Annotated in this window: 16 protein-coding genes; 10 read left to right on the forward strand and 6 right to left on the reverse strand. The window is 62.7% G+C overall.

The window, feature by feature from the left end; translation table 11 throughout:
• Positions 1 to 77 precede the first annotated feature (77 nt).
• From HX801_RS16840 to HX801_RS16855, 4 genes are all read left to right on the forward strand, one after another.
• Positions 78 to 1,055, forward strand: a complete 978-nt coding sequence (locus HX801_RS16840) for an asparaginase (protein ID WP_177022395.1) — start codon at positions 78 to 80, stop codon at positions 1,053 to 1,055.
• Between the two features lie 50 nt (positions 1,056 to 1,105).
• On the forward strand, positions 1,106 to 2,098 hold the full coding sequence (locus tag HX801_RS16845) for an AraC family transcriptional regulator (protein WP_003213421.1): 993 nt from the start codon (positions 1,106 to 1,108) through the stop codon (positions 2,096 to 2,098).
• 154 nt (positions 2,099 to 2,252) lie between these two features.
• The gene (locus tag HX801_RS16850) at positions 2,253 to 3,287 is read left to right on the forward strand and encodes a histone deacetylase family protein (RefSeq protein ID WP_008439485.1); all 1,035 of its coding nucleotides are present in this window, start codon (positions 2,253 to 2,255) and stop codon (positions 3,285 to 3,287) included.
• Positions 3,284 to 4,375 carry a polyamine ABC transporter substrate-binding protein gene (locus HX801_RS16855; protein WP_093203570.1) on the forward strand — a complete coding sequence of 364 codons (1,092 nt, stop codon included), beginning with the start codon at positions 3,284 to 3,286 and terminating at the stop codon, positions 4,373 to 4,375. Before HX801_RS16850 ends, HX801_RS16855 begins: the two co-directional genes overlap by 4 nt.
• 21 nt (positions 4,376 to 4,396) lie before the next feature.
• Here HX801_RS16855 and HX801_RS16860 read toward each other — a convergent pair whose 3' ends face one another.
• Positions 4,397 to 5,959, reverse strand: coding sequence for a PLP-dependent aminotransferase family protein (locus HX801_RS16860; RefSeq protein WP_177022396.1), 1,563 nt, complete (start codon positions 5,957 to 5,959; stop codon positions 4,397 to 4,399).
• A gap of 90 nt (positions 5,960 to 6,049) precedes the next feature.
• On the opposite strand from HX801_RS16860, the gene HX801_RS16865 reads away from it, so the two are divergent.
• The 5 genes from HX801_RS16865 (at position 6,050) to HX801_RS16885 (ending at position 12,610) form a co-directional block, all read left to right on the forward strand.
• Positions 6,050 to 6,685, forward strand: coding sequence for an FMN-binding negative transcriptional regulator (locus HX801_RS16865; protein WP_177020310.1), 636 nt, complete (start codon positions 6,050 to 6,052; stop codon positions 6,683 to 6,685).
• Positions 6,682 to 7,128 carry a GNAT family N-acetyltransferase gene (locus HX801_RS16870; RefSeq protein WP_087694598.1) on the forward strand — a complete coding sequence of 149 codons (447 nt, stop codon included), beginning with the start codon at positions 6,682 to 6,684 and terminating at the stop codon, positions 7,126 to 7,128. The genes HX801_RS16865 and HX801_RS16870 overlap by 4 nt, the downstream gene beginning before the upstream one ends.
• Before the next feature lie 13 nt (positions 7,129 to 7,141).
• A complete protein-coding gene (locus tag HX801_RS16875; protein ID WP_177020311.1) occupies positions 7,142 to 7,813 on the forward strand; it encodes a GNAT family N-acetyltransferase in 672 nt (223 codons plus the stop codon).
• A gap of 384 nt (positions 7,814 to 8,197) precedes the next feature.
• Positions 8,198 to 11,170 carry an autotransporter domain-containing protein gene (locus HX801_RS16880; protein WP_177022397.1) on the forward strand — a complete coding sequence of 991 codons (2,973 nt, stop codon included), beginning with the start codon at positions 8,198 to 8,200 and terminating at the stop codon, positions 11,168 to 11,170.
• Positions 11,171 to 11,281: 111 nt separating this feature from the next.
• Positions 11,282 to 12,610, forward strand: coding sequence for an autotransporter domain-containing protein (locus HX801_RS16885; protein WP_177022398.1), 1,329 nt, complete (start codon positions 11,282 to 11,284; stop codon positions 12,608 to 12,610).
• Positions 12,611 to 12,679: 69 nt separating this feature from the next.
• Here the strand turns inward: HX801_RS16885 and oadA are convergent, their stop codons facing one another.
• Positions 12,680 to 14,488 (reverse strand): sodium-extruding oxaloacetate decarboxylase subunit alpha, encoded by a 1,809-nt coding sequence (gene oadA / locus HX801_RS16890; protein WP_177022399.1) that lies wholly within the window; start codon positions 14,486 to 14,488, stop codon positions 12,680 to 12,682.
• An 11-nt stretch (positions 14,489 to 14,499) separates the two neighbouring features.
• Positions 14,500 to 15,915 (reverse strand): acetyl-CoA carboxylase biotin carboxylase subunit, encoded by a 1,416-nt coding sequence (locus tag HX801_RS16895; protein ID WP_003213442.1) that lies wholly within the window; start codon positions 15,913 to 15,915, stop codon positions 14,500 to 14,502.
• A gap of 194 nt (positions 15,916 to 16,109) precedes the next feature.
• Between HX801_RS16895 and HX801_RS16900 the strand changes: the two genes are divergently transcribed.
• Entirely contained in the window at positions 16,110 to 17,084 is a 975-nt protein-coding gene (locus HX801_RS16900; RefSeq protein ID WP_003213443.1) for a LysR family transcriptional regulator, read from the forward strand.
• Here HX801_RS16900 and HX801_RS32055 read toward each other — a convergent pair.
• The 3 genes from HX801_RS32055 to HX801_RS16910 all read right to left on the reverse strand — a co-directional run bounded on the left by HX801_RS32055 (position 17,014) and on the right by HX801_RS16910 (position 21,336).
• On the reverse strand, positions 17,014 to 17,211 hold the full coding sequence (locus HX801_RS32055; protein ID WP_003213445.1) for a PA3496 family putative envelope integrity protein: 198 nt from the start codon (positions 17,209 to 17,211) through the stop codon (positions 17,014 to 17,016). The genes HX801_RS16900 and HX801_RS32055 overlap by 71 nt on opposite strands.
• A 222-nt stretch (positions 17,212 to 17,433) precedes the next feature.
• The gene (hexR, locus tag HX801_RS16905; RefSeq protein WP_003213447.1) at positions 17,434 to 18,300 is read right to left on the reverse strand and encodes a transcriptional regulator HexR; all 867 of its coding nucleotides are present in this window, start codon (positions 18,298 to 18,300) and stop codon (positions 17,434 to 17,436) included.
• Positions 18,301 to 18,462: 162 nt separating this feature from the next.
• Positions 18,463 to 21,336, reverse strand: coding sequence for a GGDEF domain-containing phosphodiesterase (locus HX801_RS16910; protein WP_177022400.1), 2,874 nt, complete (start codon positions 21,334 to 21,336; stop codon positions 18,463 to 18,465).
• Between the last annotated feature and the right edge of the window lie 269 nt (positions 21,337 to 21,605).

Consider the following 21,605-nt stretch of genomic DNA (forward strand, 5'->3'; position numbering starts at 1 on the left):
ACCTAGATAGATGACACGCCGCCCGGCCTTGGGCATGCTCTGGGCCCGGCGGCGTTTTTCGTTCAGGAGATTCTTCAATGCAACCAGCCAACAACGTCATGGTGCTCTACACCGGCGGCACCATCGGCATGCAGGCCAGCGCCAACGGCCTGGCCCCCGCTTCGGGGTTTGAAGCGCGCATGAGCGAAGCCCTCGCCCAACTGAATATGCCAGCCTGGCGCTTTCGGGAAATGTCCCCGCTGATCGACAGTGCGAACATGACCCCCGCCTATTGGCAGCGCCTGCGCGTCGCCGTGATCGAGGCGGTGGACGAGGGTTGCGACGCCGTACTGGTGCTGCACGGCACCGACACCCTGGCCTACAGCGCTGCGGCCATGAGTTTCCAACTGCTGGGCCTGCCCGCGCCGGTGCTGTTTACCGGCTCGATGCTGCCGGCCGGTGTGCCCGACAGCGATGCCTGGGAAAACGTCAGCGGCGCGCTGGCAGCCCTGGGCGCTGGCCTGGCGCCGGGCGTGCAACTGTACTTCCACGGTGCACTGATGGCCCCGACCCGTTGCGCGAAGATCCGCAGTTTTGGTCGCCATCCGTTTGCCGCATTGCAGCGTAACGGCGGCGTCGCCAAGGCGGACATGATTCCGGCGGCGCTGCATTACCGCCAGCCCAAGGCGCTGGTCAATGTGGGTGTGCTGCCACTGGTGCCGGGCATCGCCGCCGCGCAATTGGACGCGTTGATCGACAGCGGCATCCAGGCGCTGGTGCTGGAATGCTTCGGCAGCGGCACCGGGCCGAGCGACAACCCACAGTTCCTCGCCAGCCTGCAGCGCGCGCAGGATAACGGCGTGGTCGTGGTGGCAATCACCCAATGCCATGAAGGCGGTGTGGAGCTGGACGTGTACGAGGCCGGCAGCCGCTTGCGGGGCGTCGGGGTGTTGTCAGGTGGCGGGATGACCCGTGAAGCCGCGTTCGGCAAGCTCAATGCGTTGATCGGCGCCGGGCTGGACACCGCCGAAATCCGCCGCCTGGTCGAACTCGACCTGTGCGGCGAACTGAGCTGACCGGCATATAACTTGCTCCTCTTCCAGCCATCCCCTGGCTGGAAGCACCCATGTTGCACTCCCACCTCACCACCCTCAATGCCGTCTCGTTGGTGCTCAATACCTTCAAGGCCGAAGGCCAACCCGCCGAGGCCTTGCTGGCCGGCAGCGGTATTTGCGCGGCGGACTTGAGCCGCGCCGACACCCGCATCACCACCAACCAGGAGATGCGCGTGTGCGCCAACGCCGTGGCCCTGCGCCGGGATATCGGCCTGGAGCTGGGCCGGCAAATGCACGTTTCTTCCTATGGCATGCTCGGTTACGCACTGCTCACCAGTGCCACCTTCGGTGACGCTTTGCGCCTGGCGCTGCGGTATCCGGCGCTGCTGGGAACACTTTTCGAGCTGGACCTTGAGGAAGACGGCACGCGCATCTGGTTCAGCGCCGCGGATTACCGGGAAAATCCGGCGCTGGAAACGTTCAACGTCGAACTCTGCCTGGCCTCGTTGAAGGTGATCTGCGACGACCTGCTGGGGCATGCCCTGCCGCTGCTGGGGGCGCGCTTTGAACACGACGCCCCGGATTACCGCGCACGGTACGCCGAAATCTTTGCCTGCCCGCTGCAATTCGGCGCCATCGCCAACGCGTTTGCCTTCGACCGAAGCTGGCTGGACCAGCCCCTGCCATTAGCCGACGCCGTCACCCACCAGGCCATGGCCGAGCGCTGCCGCAAGCAAAACACCGAGTTCACCGGGCGCCAGGCCTGGCTGGGCAAGATTCGCCACCTGCTCGCCAGCCAACTCAGCGCCGCGCCGGGCCTCGACGGCCTGGCCGAGCAGATGAACTGCTCCCCGCGCACGCTACGCCGGCACCTGCATGACTTGGGCTGCAGCTATCAGGAGTTGCTGGACGAGCTACGCTTCGAGCGGGCCAAGCGATTGCTGGGCGAGGATGAGCTGCCCATTTACCGAATTGCCGAGGCGCTGGGCTTCAGCGAAACCGCGAGTTTCCGTCACGCCTTTGTCCGCTGGAGCGGCGTCGCACCCAGCCAGTTCCGCCCCTGAAGCCACTTGCTGGGGCACGGCCGCGCCATTTCGGGGCGAATTGCGGTCACACACTTTGGCCATATTTATCCCCTTTTGGCCGCTCCTGCCATTCTCATTAATCCCACCCGCCGCAAGACTGGACTCACCGATTCAGCCTGCGGAGAACAACAATATGCTGACGATCTACTCGGACGATCACCACCTGCACCATGGCCGGTGCGAGTTGATGGACGGGCAACTGATGCCGTGTTTCGAAATGCCCTCGCGCGCCGACCATGTGTTGCAACGGGTCAAGGACCGCGAACTGGGCCCGGTGCAAGCGCCTGAGGATTTTGGCCTGGCGCCGCTGCAACGTATTCACAGCCCCGCGTACCTGGACTTCTTCAAAGGCGCCTGGCAACGCTGGACGGCATTTGGCCAGGACGGAGACTTGCTGCCCTACACCTGGCCCGCACGCACCTTGCGCCGGGTCATCCCCACCAGCCTGCACGGCCAGCTCGGCTATTACAGTTTCGACGGCGGCGCGCCGATCACCGCCGGCACCTGGCAAGCGGCCTACAGCGCGGCGCAAGTTGCACTCACCGCGCAACAGGCGATCCAGCAAGGCGCCCGCAGTGCCTTCGCCCTGTGCCGTCCGCCCGGGCACCACGCCGCCAGCGACTTGATGGGCGGATATTGCTACCTCAACAACGCGGCGATCGCAGCCCAGGCGTTTCTCGACCAAGGCCACACAAAGGTGGCCATCCTCGACGTGGACTACCACCACGGCAACGGTACCCAGTCGATTTTCTACGAGCGCGACGATGTGCTGTTCACCTCGATCCACGGCCATCCGGAGGCGGAATTTCCGTTCTTCCTGGGCTACGCCGACGAGTTGGGCGAAGGCGCCGGTGAGGGTTTCAACTTCAACTATCCGTTGCCCGCAGGTTCTGGCTGGGACCGCTGGAGCGCCGCGCTGGAGCAGGCCTGCGGGGATATCGAGCGCTACGGCGCCGACATCATCGTGGTCTCGCTGGGCGTCGACACCTTCAAGGACGACCCGATCTCCCAGTTCAAGCTCGACAGCCCCGACTACCTGGCGATGGGTGCGCGAATCGCCCGCCTCGGCAAACCGACGCTGTTTGTGATGGAAGGCGGCTACGCCGTGGAAGAAATCGGCATCAATGCCGTCAACGTTCTCGAAGGTTTTGAGGGATTCGCCCAATGAACATGCTCAAGCATCTCGTCCTCTGTGCCGCCGTGCTGAGCGGGGCCGCGCACGCCGAAGAAAGAACCCTGCGGGTCTACAACTGGTTCGACTACATCACCCCCAAGGCCCTGGAAGATTTCAAGGCGCAGAACCCCAGCGTCAAGCTGGTCTACGACATCTTCGACACCAACGAAGCCCTGGAGGCCAAGCTGCTGACCGGCAACTCCGGCTATGACGTGGTGGTGCCGTCCAACGTGTTCCTGGCCAAGCAGATCGAAGCCTCGGTGTTCCAGCCGCTGGACCGCAGCAAACTGCCCAACTGGAACCACCTCGATCCCAAGTTGATGAAGCTGATCGAGGCCAACGACCCGGGTAATAAGTTCGCCGTGCCCTACATGTACGGCACCATCCTGATCGGCTTCAACCCGGACAAGGTCAAGGCCGCGCTGGGGGCGAACGCGCCCGTGGACAGCTGGGACCTGATCTTCAACGTCGAGAACATCAGCAAGCTCAAGCAATGCGGCGTGGCGCTGCTGGATTCGCCGTCGGAAATCCTGCCCCTGGCCTTGCAACACCTGGGCCTGGACCCCAACAGCAGCAACCCGGCGGACTATGTCAAAGCCGAAGCACTGCTGATGAAGATCCGCCCGTACATCACCTATTTCCATTCGTCCAAGTACATGGCCGACATTGCCAACGGCGACATCTGCGTGGCGGTCGGCTATTCCGGCAGCTTCTCCCAGGCCGCCAACCGCGCCAAGGAAGCCAAGAACGGTGTGACCGTGGACATGCGCCTGCCGAAAGAAGGTGCGCCAATCTGGTTCGATATGCTCGCGATCCCCAAAGGCGCCAAGGACCCGGAAGACGCCTACGCCTTTATCAACTACCTGCTGCAACCGGGCGTGATCGCGCCGATCAGCGATTTTGTCGGTTACCCCAACCCCAACAAGGACGCCACCGGGTTGGTGGATCCGGCGATTCGCAACAACCCCAACCTGTACCCGACCGAGGCGGCCATGGCCACGCTGTATACCCTCAAGCCCCTGGGACGTGACGCCGAACGAGCCAGGACCCGCGCCTGGACCAAGATCAAGTCCGGCACCTGATCGGTTGCCGCCGGTTGCGCTTCAGTGCGCAACCGGCGCGCGCCAAACCTGGCCCAAGCGCCTCAACGCCTGGCTGATCTGTGCCTCGGGCACAGCAGCAAACCCCAATACCAATCCGGCACGCTGATCCTGCGGCGTGAGTGAGTCCGGCAACCAATAGTTGCTCAAGCCATTGATCTCCACACCCACCGCCGCCGCCTGTTGGATCAGCGCCTGTTCCCGCGCCAGGCTGTCGACCCGCACGGTCAGGTGCAGCCCGGCCGCCACCGACGGCAGGCGGCCAACGCCTTCAATGTCGGCGGGCCATTCGGCCAATAGCGCATTGAGCCGGCTCTGCGCGGCGCGGCGCATGCGGCGTACATGGCGCTGGAAATGCCCGGTCGCCATGAACTCCGCCATCACCGCCTGAGTGCTGACTTCCGAGTGGCGCACGTCCACCGCGCGGCGCCGGGCAAAGGCCTGGACCAGGCCGGCCGGCAACACCAGGTAACCCAGGCGCAGCGCCGGAAAGGCCACCTTGCCGAAAGTCCCGACATACAGCACCCGCCCCGTGCGATCGAGGGCCGCCAGTGGCGCCAGGGGCGCGCCGCTGTAGCGGTACTCACCGTCGTAGTCATCCTCGACGATCCAGCCGCCCGTACGCTCGGCCCAGGCCAGCAGTTCCAGGCGCCGGGCCAGGCTCATCACCACGCCGGTGGGGTATTGATGGGACGGGGTGACGTAGGCCAGGCGGCAACCGCCGAGGCGGTTCAAGGCAGCGCAGTCGATGCCCTCGCTGTCCACCGTCACGCCATGCAATTGGCCGCCCGCCACCGCGAACGCATGGCCTGCTGCCCGATACCCCGGATTCTCGATGGCAACCTCATCGCCGGGCTCCACCAGCAGCTGTGCACAAAGGCTTATTGCCTGCTGCGCGCCACTGGTGATCACTATTTGCTCAGCCGTGCACTGCATACCGCGAGAACTGCGTAGATAGGCCGCAATCAATCCACGCAGGCGCGCGTCGCCCGCCGGGTCGCCGTAACACAACTGCTGCAAGTCCGGATTGCGCCAGAAAGCCGCATTCAGCTTGGCCCACACGTCAAACGGGAACAGATCGAAAGCCGGTACGCCCACCCTGAAAGCCCTCGGCGGACCACTGGGCGGAAGCGCCAAATGATTGTTTTCCACCCGCGCCAGCGCACCGCTGTGGATAACTTGACTGGACGAAAACACAGGTAAATCCGGGCGATTTGTGGATAAACCTGGGGATAAGCCTGTTGATAACCCTGTGGACACTTTTGTGGATAGTTTTTTTGCGGGCGTCGACGTCTGCGGCAATTGCGCCACATAGGTGCCATCACCCACGCGGCCTTCGATAAATCCTTCGGCATACAGTTGGTCGTAGGCGCGAACCACACTGTTGCGCGAGATCGACAGTGCCGCCGCCAGGTCACGGCTGGCGGGGAGCCGGGTGCCACTGACCAACCGGCCATCCAGTACCCGCTGGCGCAGCGCCTGATAGAGCTGGCGGGTGAGTCCCTGGCGGCGGTCCAACTCGATACCCGCCGGGTTGAACGAGAGCGGTGGTTCTAACGCAGGCATGGAATTGGACCTATAAAATTGACTGTAGATGGCTCTTACAACGAACCAATAGCCTGCCTAGGATGCAGGCATTCGCCAAGGAAAATCTTCATGTACACACCACGCGCCTTTGCCCTCGATGACTTGCCTGAAATCCAGCAACTGATCCAGCACACGCGCCTGGCGCAACTGGTGACCTTGGGCGAACAAGGCCTGCAAGCCAGCCATTTGCCGCTGCTGCTCAACCCGGATGAAGGGCCCAACGGCACCCTTTACGGGCACATGGCCAAGGCCAATCGCCAATGGCAGGACCTGCAAAATGGCGGCGAGGCCCTGGTGATTTTTGCCGGCGCCGAGGCCTACGTCAGTCCGTCGTTCTACCCGGCCAAGGCCGAACACGGCAAAGTGGTGCCGACCTGGAATTACATCGCGGTACACGCCTACGGCACCGGCGAAGTGTTCACCGACGCCGAGCGCCTGCTCGAACTGGTCAGCGCCCTCACCGACCGCCATGAAGGCAATCGCGCCCAACCCTGGAAAGTCAGCGACGCCCCGGCCGACTACATCGACGGCATGCTCAAGGCCATTGTCGGCTTTGCCCTGCCGATCCAACGCCTGGAAGGCAAACGCAAACTCAGCCAGAACCGCAGCCCGGCGGACATCGCCGGTGTTCGCGACGGCCTGGCTGCCAGCACCGACGTACGCGACCAGACCCTCGCCCGCTTTATTCCCAAGGAGCCATCATGAGCCAGATCGAAATCCGCCAGGTCAGCGCCGCCGACCACGCCGCTTGGTTGCCCCTGTGGCAAGCCTACCTGCGCTTCTACAACACCGAGCTGCCCGACGCCGTCAGCCAGAACACCTGGCAACGCTTGATCGACGCCAATGAGCCGACCCACTCGGCCCTGGCCTGGCAAGACGGCAAGGCCATAGGCATGGTCAATTTCATCTACCACCGTTCCAACTGGAGCATCGAGAACTCCTGCTACCTGCAGGATTTGCTGGTAGATCCGGCCCAGCGCGGCACCGGCGTCGGCCGCAAGCTGATCGAATTCGTCTACGCCACCGCCAAGGCCGACGGTTGCTGCAAGGTCCACTGGCTGACCCACGAGACCAACGCCACCGCCATCCAGCTGTACGAACGCATCGCCGAACGCCCCGGTTTTATCCAGTTTCGCAAAGGTCTTTAAGGAGAAGCACAGCATGACGACATCATTGGCCGACTGGAAAGGTGTCCCGGCGCCCACCGTCACCCTTATCGAAGGGCGCTTCGTGCGCCTGGAAAAACTCGACCCCGCCCGCCACGGCGATGACCTGTTCAACGCCCTGCAAGGCCCCGGCGCGGATCCGAAGCTGTGGGACTATTTGCCTTACGGCCCATTCCCCGAGCGCGCCGCCTTCGACGCCTGGCTGAACAACCACGCGTCCCACAGCGACCCGTACTTCTTCAGTGTGATCGACAAGGCCAGCGGCGAGGTGCAAGGCATCCTCAGCCTGATGTCCATCGTGCCCGAGCAAGGCCGCATTGAAATCGGCCACGTGACCTTCGGCGCCCCGATGCAACGTTCACCGAAAAGCACCGAGGCGGTGTACCTGCTGGCCAGGCACTCGTTTGAGTTGGGCAATCGTCGCCTGGAGTGGAAGTGCAACAACGCCAACGCCCGCTCCAAAAACGCCGCCGAGCGTTTGGGTTTCAGTTTTGAAGGGGTGTTTCGCCAGCACACCGTAGTGAAGGGAAAGAACCGGGATACGGCGTGGTATTCGATCCTGGATGGGGAATGGCCGGCGATTGGGGCCGGGTTTGAAGCGTGGCTGTCGGATGCAAACCAGACCGGTTCGGGACAGTTGAAAACGCTGGTGGAGTGCCGTACCTAAGCCACCCTGCCACCCCCTGACAAATGTGGGAGCGGGCTTGCTCGCGAAAGCGGTGTATCAGTCACAAATGTATTGACTGACCCACCGTCATCGCGGGCAAGCCCGGCTCCCACATTGTATCTTCAGCGTATCCGAGCGTTGTGCTCAGCCAACCCCGCCCATCTTCAACCCAAACGGCCTGAGCGCCGCATTCAACGACTTGAGCGTCTGATTGCCCTCGCCGTGTTCGATATACACCAGAGTACGCACGTGCACATCGACATTTGGTTCAGCATGGTGACCTCCCCCCAAACGACGCACCACCTCAGTAACCTCCCCGCCATCATTCTGTAAAAAACCTCCGCTATACAGGTCGACTCTTTTCCAAAAATAAGGACGTCTGCCATGCCTCCGTCACCCCAGCGCCTCGTACTCACCCTCGGCCTGCTGGTGGGCAGCGGCTTTGCTGACGCAGCCCCGACCCCACCCAAGACATTGCAGATCGACACACCGACCACCACCGGGCAAACCCTGGGCGGCAGTGACTCGCTGACGATCTCGGCACCCGGCAGCATCACCACCAGCAAAGTGGCCGTGACCCTGAAGGACGGCACCCGCGACAATGGCGTGGTGATCGACAACGCCGGCAGCATTACCTCCACGGGTGGCCGGGCCATCGACAGCAGCGGCGATCTCACCGCCGCGCGCAACTACAGCATCTACAACCGCGCCGGTGGCGTGATCCAGGGCGCCAACGACGCGCTGCGCATCGACAGCAACTTCGCCAGCGGCAGCCTGCTGATCGACAACAGCGGCACCATTCGCTCTGCCACCGGCCAAGGGCTGGACCTGGATGCGATCCGCAGCTCCAACGTCACCACCACTATCATCAACCGCCAGGGCGGGCTGATTCGCGGTGACGCCAGCGACGGCATGAAGACCGGCGGCAACGCTACGATCACCAACTACGGCGAGATTTCCACCGGCGACACCCACTCGCGCGATGACAAATTCGACGGCGTCGACATCGACTCCGCTACTGGCGTGACCGTCACCAACTACGGCCTCATCTCCGGCGGCCGCCACGGCATCACCACCGACCTGGGCGCCACGCTGACCAACTACGGCACGGTAATCGGCCGCAACGGCTCGGGTTTTGGTTCCGACGGCGATGGCACGGTGATCAACCACGGCACCATCACTGGCGCATTCTCCGGATTGCAGCCGGATGGCGACGGCGACGGCGTGGATATCGACAAGATTGCCCACATCGAAAACTACGGCGTCATCCAGGGCGTGGGCGCCGGTGGCGTCGACAAGAACGGCTTTGCCAACGGCAGCGAAGGCATCGCCCTCGGCGGCGGTTATGTGTTCAACGGCGTCGGCGCGCTGGTGAGCGGCGCCAACAACGCGGTGCTGGTGGACGACGGCAGCGACGGCCCGGGACTCGCTGCAACCACCCTGATCAACCATGGCACCATTCAGGGCCTGAACGGCTTCGGCGTGAAGTTCGTCGGCGAGTTTGCCGACACGGTGGTCAACGCTGGCTTGATCAGCGGCAGCAACGGCCTGGCCCTGGATTTGGGCGGCGGCGATGACACGCTGACCCTGCTCGGCGGCAGCCGCTTTGTCGGCGTGGTGGATGGTGGCACCGGATATGACCGCGTGATCATGGACGACGCCGCCGGCGGCAGTTTCGGCGACAGCCGCAACTTCGAATGGCTGGACGTGAAGCAAGGCACCTGGACCCTCACCGGCAGCGGCGACTTCAGCGACGGCGGCGAGATTTTCAGCGGCGCCAAGCTGATCAACCAGGGTGGGATCGCTGGCAACCTGACCGTCGATGAAGGCGGTATCTATGCCGGTGGCGGCAGTGTCGGCAGCCTGTTGGTCAAAGGCACCTTGCAGACCAGCACCGCCCTCGGCACAGCCAGCATCACCCGCGACCTGACGATGACCAGCGGCTCGACCCTGGCCTATGGCGTGAACGCCGACGGCAGCAGCGCACCGGTCCAGGTCGGCGGCACCGCGTACCTGAATGGCGCGACCCTGGCGGTCAATCCCGGCACCGGCACCTACCCGTGGCAGAGCCACTACACGGTACTGCAGGCCGGCAGCATCAATGGCACGTTCGGCAAGGTCACCAGCGACTATGCCTTCCTCACCCCCACCCTGGATTACAGCCCTACCCAGGTCGGCCTGACCTATTCCCGCAATGACGTGGCGTTCAATCAGTTCGCCAACACCGGCAACGGCACCCGCGCCGCCAACGCCCTGGCGAGCCTGGGCAAGAACAACGCGCTGTACAACGCCTTGCTCAACACCACCAACAGCAGCGCCGGTGCCGCCATCGAGCAATTGGCCGGCAGCAGCACCGCCAACCTGACCAGTGCAACCCTCGGTGCCAGCGCCCAGGTCGGCAACAGCATGTTGAACGCCATGCACCAACTGGGCGGCGGTGCCGGACTGCTGGTGGGCCTTGATCAAAAAGACACACCCGTACTGGCCGCCACCGGCGTACCCGCCGAAGCCCGTAACCTCAACGACCCCAATGCCCGGGGCCGCCTGTGGCTGCAAGGTATCGGCAGCTACGGCAAGCTCGACGGCGACCACGGCAGCAATGGCCTGACCCAGCGCACCAAAGGCAGCGTGCTGGGGGCCGACTGGGCGCTCGATTCGGACTGGCGCGTGGGCGTGCTGGGCGGTTATTCGAAGACCGACCTGGACACCACCGGCGTCGACGGCAGCGTCGACAGCTGGCACGCCGGCGTCTACGCCATGCGCCAGAGCGGACCGCTGGCCTTGCGCCTGGGTGCTGCGTACAGCGGGCACCAGGGAGACAGTAAACGTACGGTGGCCTTTGACGGTTTCAACGATCGGCCCAAAGGTGACTACGACGCCAACAGCCAACAAGCCTTCGCCGAACTGGGTTATGCCATGGGCAGCGGGCGCCTGAGCGCCGAGCCGTTCGCCAACCTCGGCTACCAGCGCTACCACCGCGACAGCTACAACGAAAAAGGCGGCGCCGCCGCCCTGCATGTCGAAGGGCAAACCCAGGACAATTTCAGCAGCACCTTCGGCCTGCGCCTGGCGCACTTGAGCCAGCTGGACAACGGCATCAGTCTCACGCCGCGGGTCAGCGCCGGCTGGAAACACACCTACGGCGACGTGGACAGCAGCACCCGCCAGGCCTTCCTGATGGGCGGCACCGCGTTCAACGTCGAAGGCAGCGCCCTGGACCGCGACAGCCTGTTGCTGGAAGCCGGGCTGGATATAGGCCTGTCGGCACGCCATACCCTCGGCGTGGGCTACAGCGGCGAAATAGGCAGTAACAGCCGCAATCACGGGCTGATCGGGCAATGGCAGATGAGTTTTTAATCGCGGCCCACTAGAGACATCTCTGGCAGGCAAAGGGTGGATGGCCTGACATTTATCCGCCCTTTACCCCGCTAGATTTCCCGACCTCATACATCAAGAGGTCGGACCTGCATGCCACTCCTTCAGAAACAACTCGCACTCGCCATCACCTTCGCGCTGGGTGCCACCAACGCTCAATTCGTCCAGGCGCGAGGGGACATCGATCCAGACAGCGAGTGGTTCATCCCGGCGCCAGAGGCCGGCCAGCAAGGCCACCAGCGCCCCAAGCCACCCAAGCCCACTCCCGACTTTTACTTCAACGACCACGCCACCACCCGTAACGGCCAGCAGGTTGCCCGCGTACTGGACTCTGCCGTGGACACCCTCATCAAGTCGGGCGAACTCAATGAGTGGCAAGAGTACGAACTGGACAATATCGCCCGGGAACTTGGCAGGCTGGCACCGGGCCGTGTGGGTGCAGTTCTGGAGCAACTGGCAGGCAGCCAGAACGCCAACCTTGGCGCCGCCACTCAAGACAGCATGAAACAGCTCAACAGCAGCCTGCTTTCAGTCATGCGCCGGACAGGCGACGAACGCAACCTTACGGATGCCGAAGGCAATGGCCACGTATGGTTCCAGGCCCTGGGCAACGCTGGCAAGCTTGAAGGACAGCACGGTAGCGTGGGCCTGCAGCAACACACCCAAGGCCTGATGCTGGGCGGCGACTGGGCAGTGGACGATGCCTGGCGGGTGGGTGTGATGGGCGCCAAGTCCGCCAGCGACCTGAACGCCAAACGCTTCAAGGGCGAACTGGACAGCTGGCACCTCGGCGGTTACGCCGTGCGTCAGGACGGCCCCCTTGCACTGCGCCTGGGGGCGATCTACAGCAGCCATGCCGGCCAAACCCAACGCACCGTAGACTTTGATTTCGTCGAGCGCCGCGAGCAGTCCAAAGGCAAATACAACGCCCAAAGCCAGAACGCTTTCGCCGAGCTGGGCTATCAACTGGACAAGGGCAGTTTCAGCATCGAACCCTATGCGGGGATCGGCTACCAGCGCTATCACCGCGACCGCTACAAGGAAAAAGGCGGCTTTACAGCGCTGAATGTCGGCGCCCAGACCCAGGAAAACCTCAGCAGCACCTTCGGCTTGCGCCTGGCCAGTGCCTTTACGCTGGACAACCAGATGGCCCTCAAGCCGCACCTGAGCACAGGCTGGAAGCACCTCTACGGTGACGTGAGCAGCACCGTGCGCCAGTCCTCCGCGTGGGTAAAACGGCCGGGCTTCAACAGTGACTTCACCATCGAAGGCACCTCCCTGGACCGCGACAGCCTGGCGCTGCACACCGGGGTGGACCTGGCGCTGTCGACCCGGCACACCGTGGGCCTGGCCTATACCGCCGAGGTCGGCACCCACAGCCGTAACCAGGGTTTGCTGGGCCAGTGGACCCTGGCGTTCTGATTATTGCGGGCAAAAAAAAGGGGGCACATGCCCCCCCGAGGTTTAAGCGGTAGTTTCGAAGGCTGTTGATCAGCCTTCGATTTCAATCAGGATTTCACCCGGGTTGACCCGGTCGCCCTTGGCCACGTGTACGGCGGTGACCTTGCCGGCGATCGACGCCTGTACTTCGGTCTCCATCTTCATCGCTTCAGTGATCAACACAGCCTGGCCGGCCTTCACCACGTCGCCTTCCTTGACCAGCACGTCGACGATGTTGCCCGGCATCGCCGTGCTGACATGGCCTGGCGCGGTGGCGTGCTTGCGCTTGCTGCCGCCACTGCTGACAAACTCGTTGAGCGGCTCGAACACCACTTCTTCCGGCATGCCGTCGATGGACAGGTAGAAGTGGCGCTTGCCTTCGGCCTTGACGCCCACCCCGGTGATGTCCACGCGATAGCTTTCGCCGTGCACGTCGATCACGAACTCGGTCGGCACACCTTCACCACCGGCACGGGCCACGCCGCCGGTTTCAGGAATCGGCAACAGCACTTCAGGGCTCAAGGTGCCAGCGTCGCGCTCTTCAAGGAATTTGCGCCCGATGTCCGGGAACATCGCGTAGGTCAGTACGTCTTCTTCGGACTTGGCCAACGCGCCGATTTCGCCGCGCAACTTGGTCATTTCCGGCTTCAGCAGGTCTGCCGGGCGATGGTCGATCACCTCTTCGCTGCCGATGGCCTGGCGCCGCAGTTTTTCATTCACGGTGCCCGGCGCCTTGCCGTAGCCGCCTTGCAGGTACAGCTTCACTTCGTTGGTGATGGTCTTGTAGCGCTCGCCGGCCAGCACGTTGAAGAACGCCTGGGTACCGACGATCTGCGAAGTCGGGGTGACCAGCGGCGGGAAGCCAAGGTCTTCACGAACCCGCGGGATTTCGGCCAGCACTTCGCTCATGCGGTTCAGCGCGCCCTGCTCTTTCAGCTGGTTGGCCAGGTTGGAAATCATCCCGCCCGGTACCTGGTTGACTTGCACGCGGGTGTCGACGGCGGTGAATTCGCTTTCGAACTGGTGGTACTTCTTGCGCACAGCGTAGAAGTACAAACCGATTTCCTGCAGCAGTTCCAGGCTGAGGCCGGTGTCGAATTCGCTGCCTTTGAGGGCCGCGACCATCGACTCGGTGCCCGGGTGGCTGGTGCCCCAGGCGAAGCTGGAAATGGCGGTGTCGATATGGTCGGCACCGTTTTCGATGGCCTTGAGCTGGCACATCGAAGCCAGGCCCGCAGTGTCGTGGGAGTGGATGAAGATCGGCAGGCTCTGCTCGGCCTTCAGCGCCTTGACCAGCTCGCCGGTGGCGTATGGTGTCAGCAGGCCGGCCATGTCCTTGATCGCCACCGAGTCGCAACCCATGGCTTCCATTTGCTTGGCCTGGGCCACGAACGCCTCGATGGTGTGCACCGGGCTGGTGGTGTAGGCGATGGTGCCCTGGGCATGTTTGCCGGCGGCTTTTACCGCTTCGATGGCCACTCGCAGGTTACGCACGTCGTTCATCGCGTCGAAGATGCGGAACACGTCGATACCGTTGACAGCGGCCTTGGCGACGAAGGCTTTGACCACATCGTCGCTGTAGTGGCGGTAGCCCAACAGGTTCTGGCCACGCAGCAGCATTTGCAGGCGCGTGTTGGGCAACGCCGCGCGCAGTTTGCGCAGGCGCTCCCACGGGTCTTCTTTCAGGAAGCGTACGCAGGCGTCGAAGGTCGCGCCGCCCCAGACTTCCAGGGACCAGTAGCCGACTTTGTCGAGCTTGTCGCAGATCGGCAGCATGTCGTCGGTGCGCATGCGGGTTGCCAGCAACGATTGGTGGGCGTCGCGCAGGATGGTGTCGGTTACGAAGATCTTCTTGCTCATTCTTATATTCCTCACAGGCCTGCGTGGGCGGCGATGGCGGCGGCGATGGCCAGGGCCAGCTCTTCGGGTTTGCGCTTGATCGAGTAGTTGGTCAGCTCAGGGTGGCTTTCCACAAAACTGGTGTTGAACTGGCCGCTGCGGAATTCCGGGTTGCGCAGGATTTCCTGGTAATAGGCGGCGGTGGTCTTCACGCCTTGCAGGCGCATGTCGTCCAGGGCGCGCAGGCCGCGGTCCATGGCTTCTTCCCAGGTCAACGCCCACACCACCAGCTTCAGGCACATCGAGTCGTAGAACGGTGGGATGGTGTAGCCGGTGTAGATCGCCGTGTCGGTACGCACGCCGGGACCGCCGGGTGCGTAGTAACGGGTGATCTTGCCGAAGCTGGGCAGAAAGTTGTTCTTCGGGTCTTCGGCGTTGATGCGGAACTGCAACGCAAAACCCCGGTGCTGAATGTCTTCCTGCTTGACCGACAGCGGCAGGCCCGACGCAATGCGGATCTGCTCACGCACAATGTCGATGCCGGTGATTTCTTCGGTAATGGTGTGTTCCACCTGCACCCGGGTGTTCATCTCCATGAAGTACACCTCGCCCTCGGCGAGCAGGAACTCCACGGTGCCGGCATTCTCGTAGCCCACGGCCTTGGCCGCGCGCACCGACAGGTCGCCGATGTAGGCGCGCTGTTCAGGGGTCAGCTGGGGGCTTGGGGCGATTTCGATCAGCTTCTGGTTACGGCGCTGGATCGAGCAATCGCGCTCGAACAGGTGCACCACATTGCCGAAGCTGTCACCGAGGATCTGCGCCTCGATGTGCTTGGGATTGACGATGCATTTTTCCAGGAACACTTCCGCCGAACCGAAGGCCTTGGTGGCTTCGGAAATTACCCGGGGGAAGGCTTGTTCGAGTTCTTCACGGCTGTTGCAGCGACGGATACCGCGACCGCCACCACCGGAGGTGGCCTTGAGCATCACCGGGTAACCAATGCGGTCGCCTTCGGTGAGGGCTTCAGCGATGTCGGCAACGTTGCCTTCGGTGCCCGGGGTCACCGGTACGCCGGCCTTGATCATGCTGCGGCGGGCTTCGGTCTTGTCGCCCATGCGACGAATCACTTCGGCCGATGGGCCGATGAACTTGATCCCACGTTCGGCGCAAATATCTGCCAGCTCGGCGTTTTCCGAGAGGAAGCCGTAGCCGGGGTGCAGCGCGTCGCAACCGGTTTCCACCGCCAGGTTCACCAGCTTGCGCGGGTTCAGGTAACCGGCCAATGGCTCGGCACCGATGCTGTGGGCTTCATCTGCACGCTTTACATGCAGGGCATGGCGATCGGCATCGGAATAAACCGCGACCGAACGAATGCCCATCTCGGCGCAGGCACGCACGATACGTACGGCAATCTCACCACGGTTGGCGATAAGGATCTTTTTTATCACTTGGAAATTCCCTTGAGCCGATTGCTACCTACTTCGACCCTGGAAGCGGGTCGGCGCGTGACCAAATGTTTCATGGCAGTCGCGTGACACACACTATGCCCCTGCAGGGATTAACAAAAATCAATAATTATTGGGTTGTGTATAAGCAAAGACTTATAGTCGTCGCATCAAGGGTCGGCGGGAGTGTTTGAACTATGCGTAAGTCATTGATGCGTATGACATTGCGTCAATTGCAGATTTTCAATGAAGTCTGTGATCTGCGTTCCTACAGCCGCGCAGCCGAGGAAATGTCCCTCACGCAACCGGCCGTTAGCCTACAAATCAAGCAGCTGGAGGAGCTGCTGGGCCAGCCATTGTTCGATTACGTCGGCAAAAAGCTCTATATGACTGAAGCTGCTGAAGCCTTGCAACGGGCCAGCCGGGACATTTTCGGCCGCCTGGAAAACCTCGATATGCAACTCTCCGACATGCAGGGCTCATTGCAGGGCCAGCTGAAACTGGCGGTGGAATCCAGCGCCAAGTACTTCGTGCCGCACCTGTTTGCCGCCTTCAAGCGCCAGCATCCGGAGGTCAACCTGCACCTGACGGTGGTCAACCGCGCCCAGGTGATTCGCCGGCTTTCAGACAACCGCGACGACCTGGTGATCATGTCGATGGTGCCCCAGGACATGGGCCTGGAATTCCTGCCGTTCCTGAACAACCCGATTGTCGCAGTGGCGCCCCACGATCATCCGCTGAGCCATCAAGGGCCGTTGCGCCTGCAGGACCTTGAGCCTTACACGCTGCTGTTGCGCGAGCCGGGGTCCGGGACGCGGATGGCGTGCGAAGAGTATTTCAAGGAGAAGCGCGTGCACTTCACCCAGACGGTGGAAGTGTCTTCGGCCGAGGCGCAGCGCGAGTGCGTGACCGCTGGGTTGGGCGTGGCGCTGCTGACGCGCCACGCGGTCAACCTGGAACTGGCCACCGGCGGGCTCAGGGAGCTGCCGGTGGAAGAACTGCCGCTGTACCGCAGTTGGTGCCTGGTGCAGGCCAAGGCCAAGCGCCTGTCACCGGTGGCCCATGCATTCCTGGGCTTTATCCGCAGCGAGCGACTGCAGATCAGCGCGCTGGCTGAACGCTTCGCTGGGCAGCCGCGGGTGCCTGCCAGTGGAGTTCCGGATAGTCACTGATGCTCTGTTGCAATTGACGCTGATCGCAGCGGTCTTCAATTGCGCGACGGAAGGCCATGCGGCGCTGGTCTTCCTGCTGGCGGCGGGTCTTGACGGTGCTGTTGCTTTCTTCGTATTGCCGAGCCATTTCGAGTCTCCCAATGCGAGTAAGGGGAGTTCAGGATGGGCTCGGGCAATGACGGTTTAGCGGCATGGGGATGACAGGACGATGAATCTTGCGGGGCAGGACCCAATCAAAATGTGGGAGCGGGCTTGCTCGCGAATGCGGTGGGCCAGCCAGCATATTCAGTGACTGACACTCCGCATTCGCGAGCAAGCCCGCTCCCACAATGGGTCCGCGTACAAACTATCAGTCGTCGAGGGCTTTTACGGACTTGGGTGACAACCGAAGGCTGCGCAAGCTGCGCTTCACGCTCTTGAGGTGGTTGACCAGGCTCGGGCCGCGCGCCATGGCCACGCCCATCGCCAGCACGTCGATCACCACCAGGTGGGCGATACGCGAGGTCAGCGGCGTGTAGATCTCGGTGTCCTCGTGCACATCGATCGCCAGGTTGACGGTCGACAGCTCTGCCAATGGCGTCTGGCTCGGGCACAGGGTAATCAGGGTCGCGCCGCTTTCACGCACCAGGTTGGCGGTGATCAGCAAATCCTTGGAGCGGCCGGATTGGGAAATGCAGATCGCCACGTCGCTGGGCTTCAACGTCACCGCCGACATCGCCTGCATGTGCGGGTCGCTGTAGGCCGCCGCCGTCAGCAGCAAACGGAAGAACTTGTGCTGGGCATCCGCCGCCACCGCGCCGGACGCGCCGAAACCATAGAACTCCACGCGCTGGGCCTGGGACATGGCGGTCACGGCTTTTTGCAGCTCCACCGGGTCGAGCTTTTCGCGCACTTCCATCAGGGTGTGCAGGGTGGTGTCGAAGATTTTCAGGCTGTAGTCGGCGACGGAATCGTCTTCGTGGATCGCAAACTGGCCAAAGCTCGCACCGGCCGCCAGGCTCTGGGCCAGCTTGAGCTTCAAGTCCTGGAAACCGGAGCAACCGATGGCGCGGCAGAAGCGCACGATGGTCGGCTCGCTGATGCCCACGCTGTGGGCCAGGTCGGCCATGGAACTGTGCATCACGGCCGCAGGGTCAAGCAGCACGTGATCGGCAACCTTGAGTTCCGATTTGCGTAACAGGTGGCGCGACTGGGCGATATGTTGCAACAGGTTCAAAGGGCTGGACTCTTGTTATTGGCAGACGCCAGGGATGTAGCAAGCTTGTAGTTATACTACAAGAATTACCGATTTGCCCGTTCGATGCATCACTTAATCACGCTGCTGCCCGCTGATTCAGCGGGCAGGCTCGATGTAGCCCCGCGTGCGGCTTGGGCTCAACTATGGAAAATCGGCATTTTTTCGTAACAAATCCGCCAAGCCATCCGCTTCCACCGGCCGACTGATCAAATAGCCCTGCACCTCGTCGCACTGCTCATCCCGCAAAAAGTCCAGCTGCTGCTGATCTTCCACACCCTCGGCCACCACCTTGAGCGACAGCCCGTGGGCCATGGCAATGATGGCGCGGGTGATCGAGGCATCTTCGCGTCCCTGGCCCAGGCCGCGAATGAACGTCTGGTCGATCTTCACGTAGTCCACGGGGATGCGCTTGAGGTAACTGAGGGATGAGTAACCGGTGCCGAAATCATCAATCGCCAGCTTCACCCCCAGGTCGCGCAGTTGCTGGAAGGTCGAGATGATGTGCTCGACGCTGTCGAGCAGCTGGCTTTCGGTCAGTTCCAGCTCCAGGTATTGCGGATCAAGCCCGGTTTCTTCCAGCACCTGGCGCACCAGGCTGATCAGCTTGCCCTGGCGCAGTTGGTGCACCGACAGGTTGACCGACACCCGAATCGGCGCCAGCCCCTGGCGTTGCCATTCACAAGCCTGCCAGCACGCCTGGCGCAACACGAACTCCCCCAGCGGCACGATCAGGCCGGTTTCTTCGGCCAGCCCGATAAAATCGCCGGGCGGCACCATGCCCCACTGCGGATGTTCCCAGCGAATCAACGCTTCGGCCGCATTCAGCTTGCCACTGGCCAGGCACAGTTTGGGTTGGTAGAACACCGTAAGCTGGCGCTCATCAATCGCCTTGCGCAGCTGGTTTTCCAGCTGCAAACGTTCCAGGGTGCTGGCCTGCAGGCTGTCGGTGTAGAACTGGAAGTTATTACCGCCCAGGTGCTTGGCGTGCTGCATGGCCATGTTCGACTGGCTGACCAGCGCGGATATTTCCCGCGCATTGTCGGGCAACAGGCTGACGCCCATTGAGGCACTGACCACCAGCTCGTGCCCTTCCACCGTCACCGGCACCCGCAACTTGGCCAGCAACCGCGTGGCCACCCGCGCCAGGCTCGACAGGTTGCCGTAGGCGTCGAACAGCACGGCGAATTCATCGCCAGAGAGCCGCGCTATGGTGTCGGCCTCAGGCAAGGCGTTGATCAAGCGGCGGGCCATTTTCTGCAACAACTGGTCGGCCACTTCATGCCCGAGGCTGTCGTTGAGCAGCTTGAAACGGTCCAGGTTGATATGCAGCAAGGCCAGGCTGCGGCCACCCTGGCGCACCCGCTGATGGGCTTCGCGCAACCGCTCGCGGAACAGCGAGCGGTTGGCCAGCCCGGTCAATTCGTCGTAATGCGTGAGGTAGCGCATGCGCTCCTCGGATTCGCGCCGCGCGGACAGATCAGCGAAGAAACCCACGATATGGCTGACATTTCCCCGAATATCCCGGACTACATTCAGTTGTAGCCATTGCGGGTAGAGTTCGCCGTTCTTGCGGGTTTCCACGAGCTCGCCCTGCCAGGTGCCGTGGCTGAGCAACGCCTGGCGGATCACCGGGAAGTGGCGCCGTGCGTCGCGGCTGCTGGGCAGCTCCACGACATTGCGCCCGATCATGTCGTCAATGTCGAAGCCGGTAACGCGGCTGAATGCCTGGTTGACGGCTATCAGCACGTAGTCCGGGTCGAGGATCACAATGCCTTCGCTGGCCGCCTCAAACACCGTCGATGCCAGGCGCTGCTGTTCTTCCAGGACCTTGCCGGCGCTGATGTCGCGGCGGGTACCGAGCATCCGCGTGACGCGCCCGCCTGCCGAGCGCTCCACGGCGCGGCCACGGTCCTGGATCCATACCCAATGGCCATCGCCATGGCGCACCCGGTATTCCACCAGGTAGTCCTCGCTGCGGCCTTTAAGGTGCTCCACCAGCGCGCGCTTGAGCAGCGGCAAGTCGTCCGGGTGCAGGCGTGGCTTGAGGTGGCTGAGCATCGCCGTGACGTATTCCGGCTCCAGGCCGAACAACTCCTTGAGCTGGGTGTGGTGGACCTCATCGGTTTGCAGGTTCCAGTCCCACAGACCCAGTTCGCTGGCCTGCAACGCCATGGCCAGACGCGCCTCGCTTTTGCTCAGGGCCAGGCTCGCCGCGTCCAGTTCCTGACTGCGCTGATCGACGCGTTGCTGCAGGCCGATCTGTGCTTCGCGCAACTCTTGTTCGACCTGGCGCCGCTGCTCCACCTCACGCACCAGTTCCTGGTTCAGTTGCTCGCTGCGTTGCTGCGCTTGCTGCAGATGCTCGATCAACGCCTGGTTCTGGAAGCGCCTGAGCAGCCCGCGCTGGATCAGGCGATTGACCTGCCATGCCACCAGGCTCAGGGATGCCAGCAGAATCAGGCCCAGGCAACCCCAGCCTTGCTGTTGCGGGTCGCCGCTCCAGAATAAATAGAGGATGGCCGGCACCAGGCAGGGCACGGCAAACGACAGGAAAGCCGGCAGACTGACGGCATAGGCCACACTGGCGGACAAGGTCGCCGCGCCGAGCAGGCCGAACACCCAGGCCTGTTGCGCAAAGCTGTCCACCGGTACCAGGGCGATGGCAGCACTGGCCAGCGTCAAGCCGCTGACGGCCGAGCCCAGCATGAACATGCGTCGCCAGATCGGCTGCGCCTGGCGGCTGGGCATGGCGGAATCGAACGCCGCCACCTGAATTACCCGCAAGGCCACCAGCGCCAGCAGCCATACCAGCCAAATGCTGTCCAGCAGATAGCGCTGCGGGCTCCAGAGCAACCAGGCGCAGACCAGTCCATTCACCAGCATTAATAAAGTAGGCAGCAGGGAGCCTTGGTAAAGCAGGCGCGTGCGCTCCACCGCCATCTCCATGGCGTAGTGCTTGCGGATAACCTGCGCCGGCGCCACGGAGGGTCCCGCCAGGTCAATGCTAAGGGTCATAGGCAGTGTTCTTATAATGGTGAGCCCGAAACGTCGACGGAGCATACACAAGCAAACGCTCGGGCCAAACTGCCCCAAGTCATAAAAACAGCGCGACAATCAGGCGCAAACCTTGGAGCCAGACAGCTTGAGTGAGACAGGGCGCGGGCTGTGGGCGATGACCGACCGGTCATCACCGTGAATAGATTGTTGCCTTATCCCGTGTCGACGCAGAAGTTTTCCCGTGACCACCCGGCATTGGGATTTGCCCGACTCCCCCGGGCACCCTA

Source organism: Pseudomonas sp. G1002 (genome assembly GCF_013385455.1).
GTDB lineage: Bacteria > Pseudomonadota > Gammaproteobacteria > Pseudomonadales > Pseudomonadaceae > Aquipseudomonas.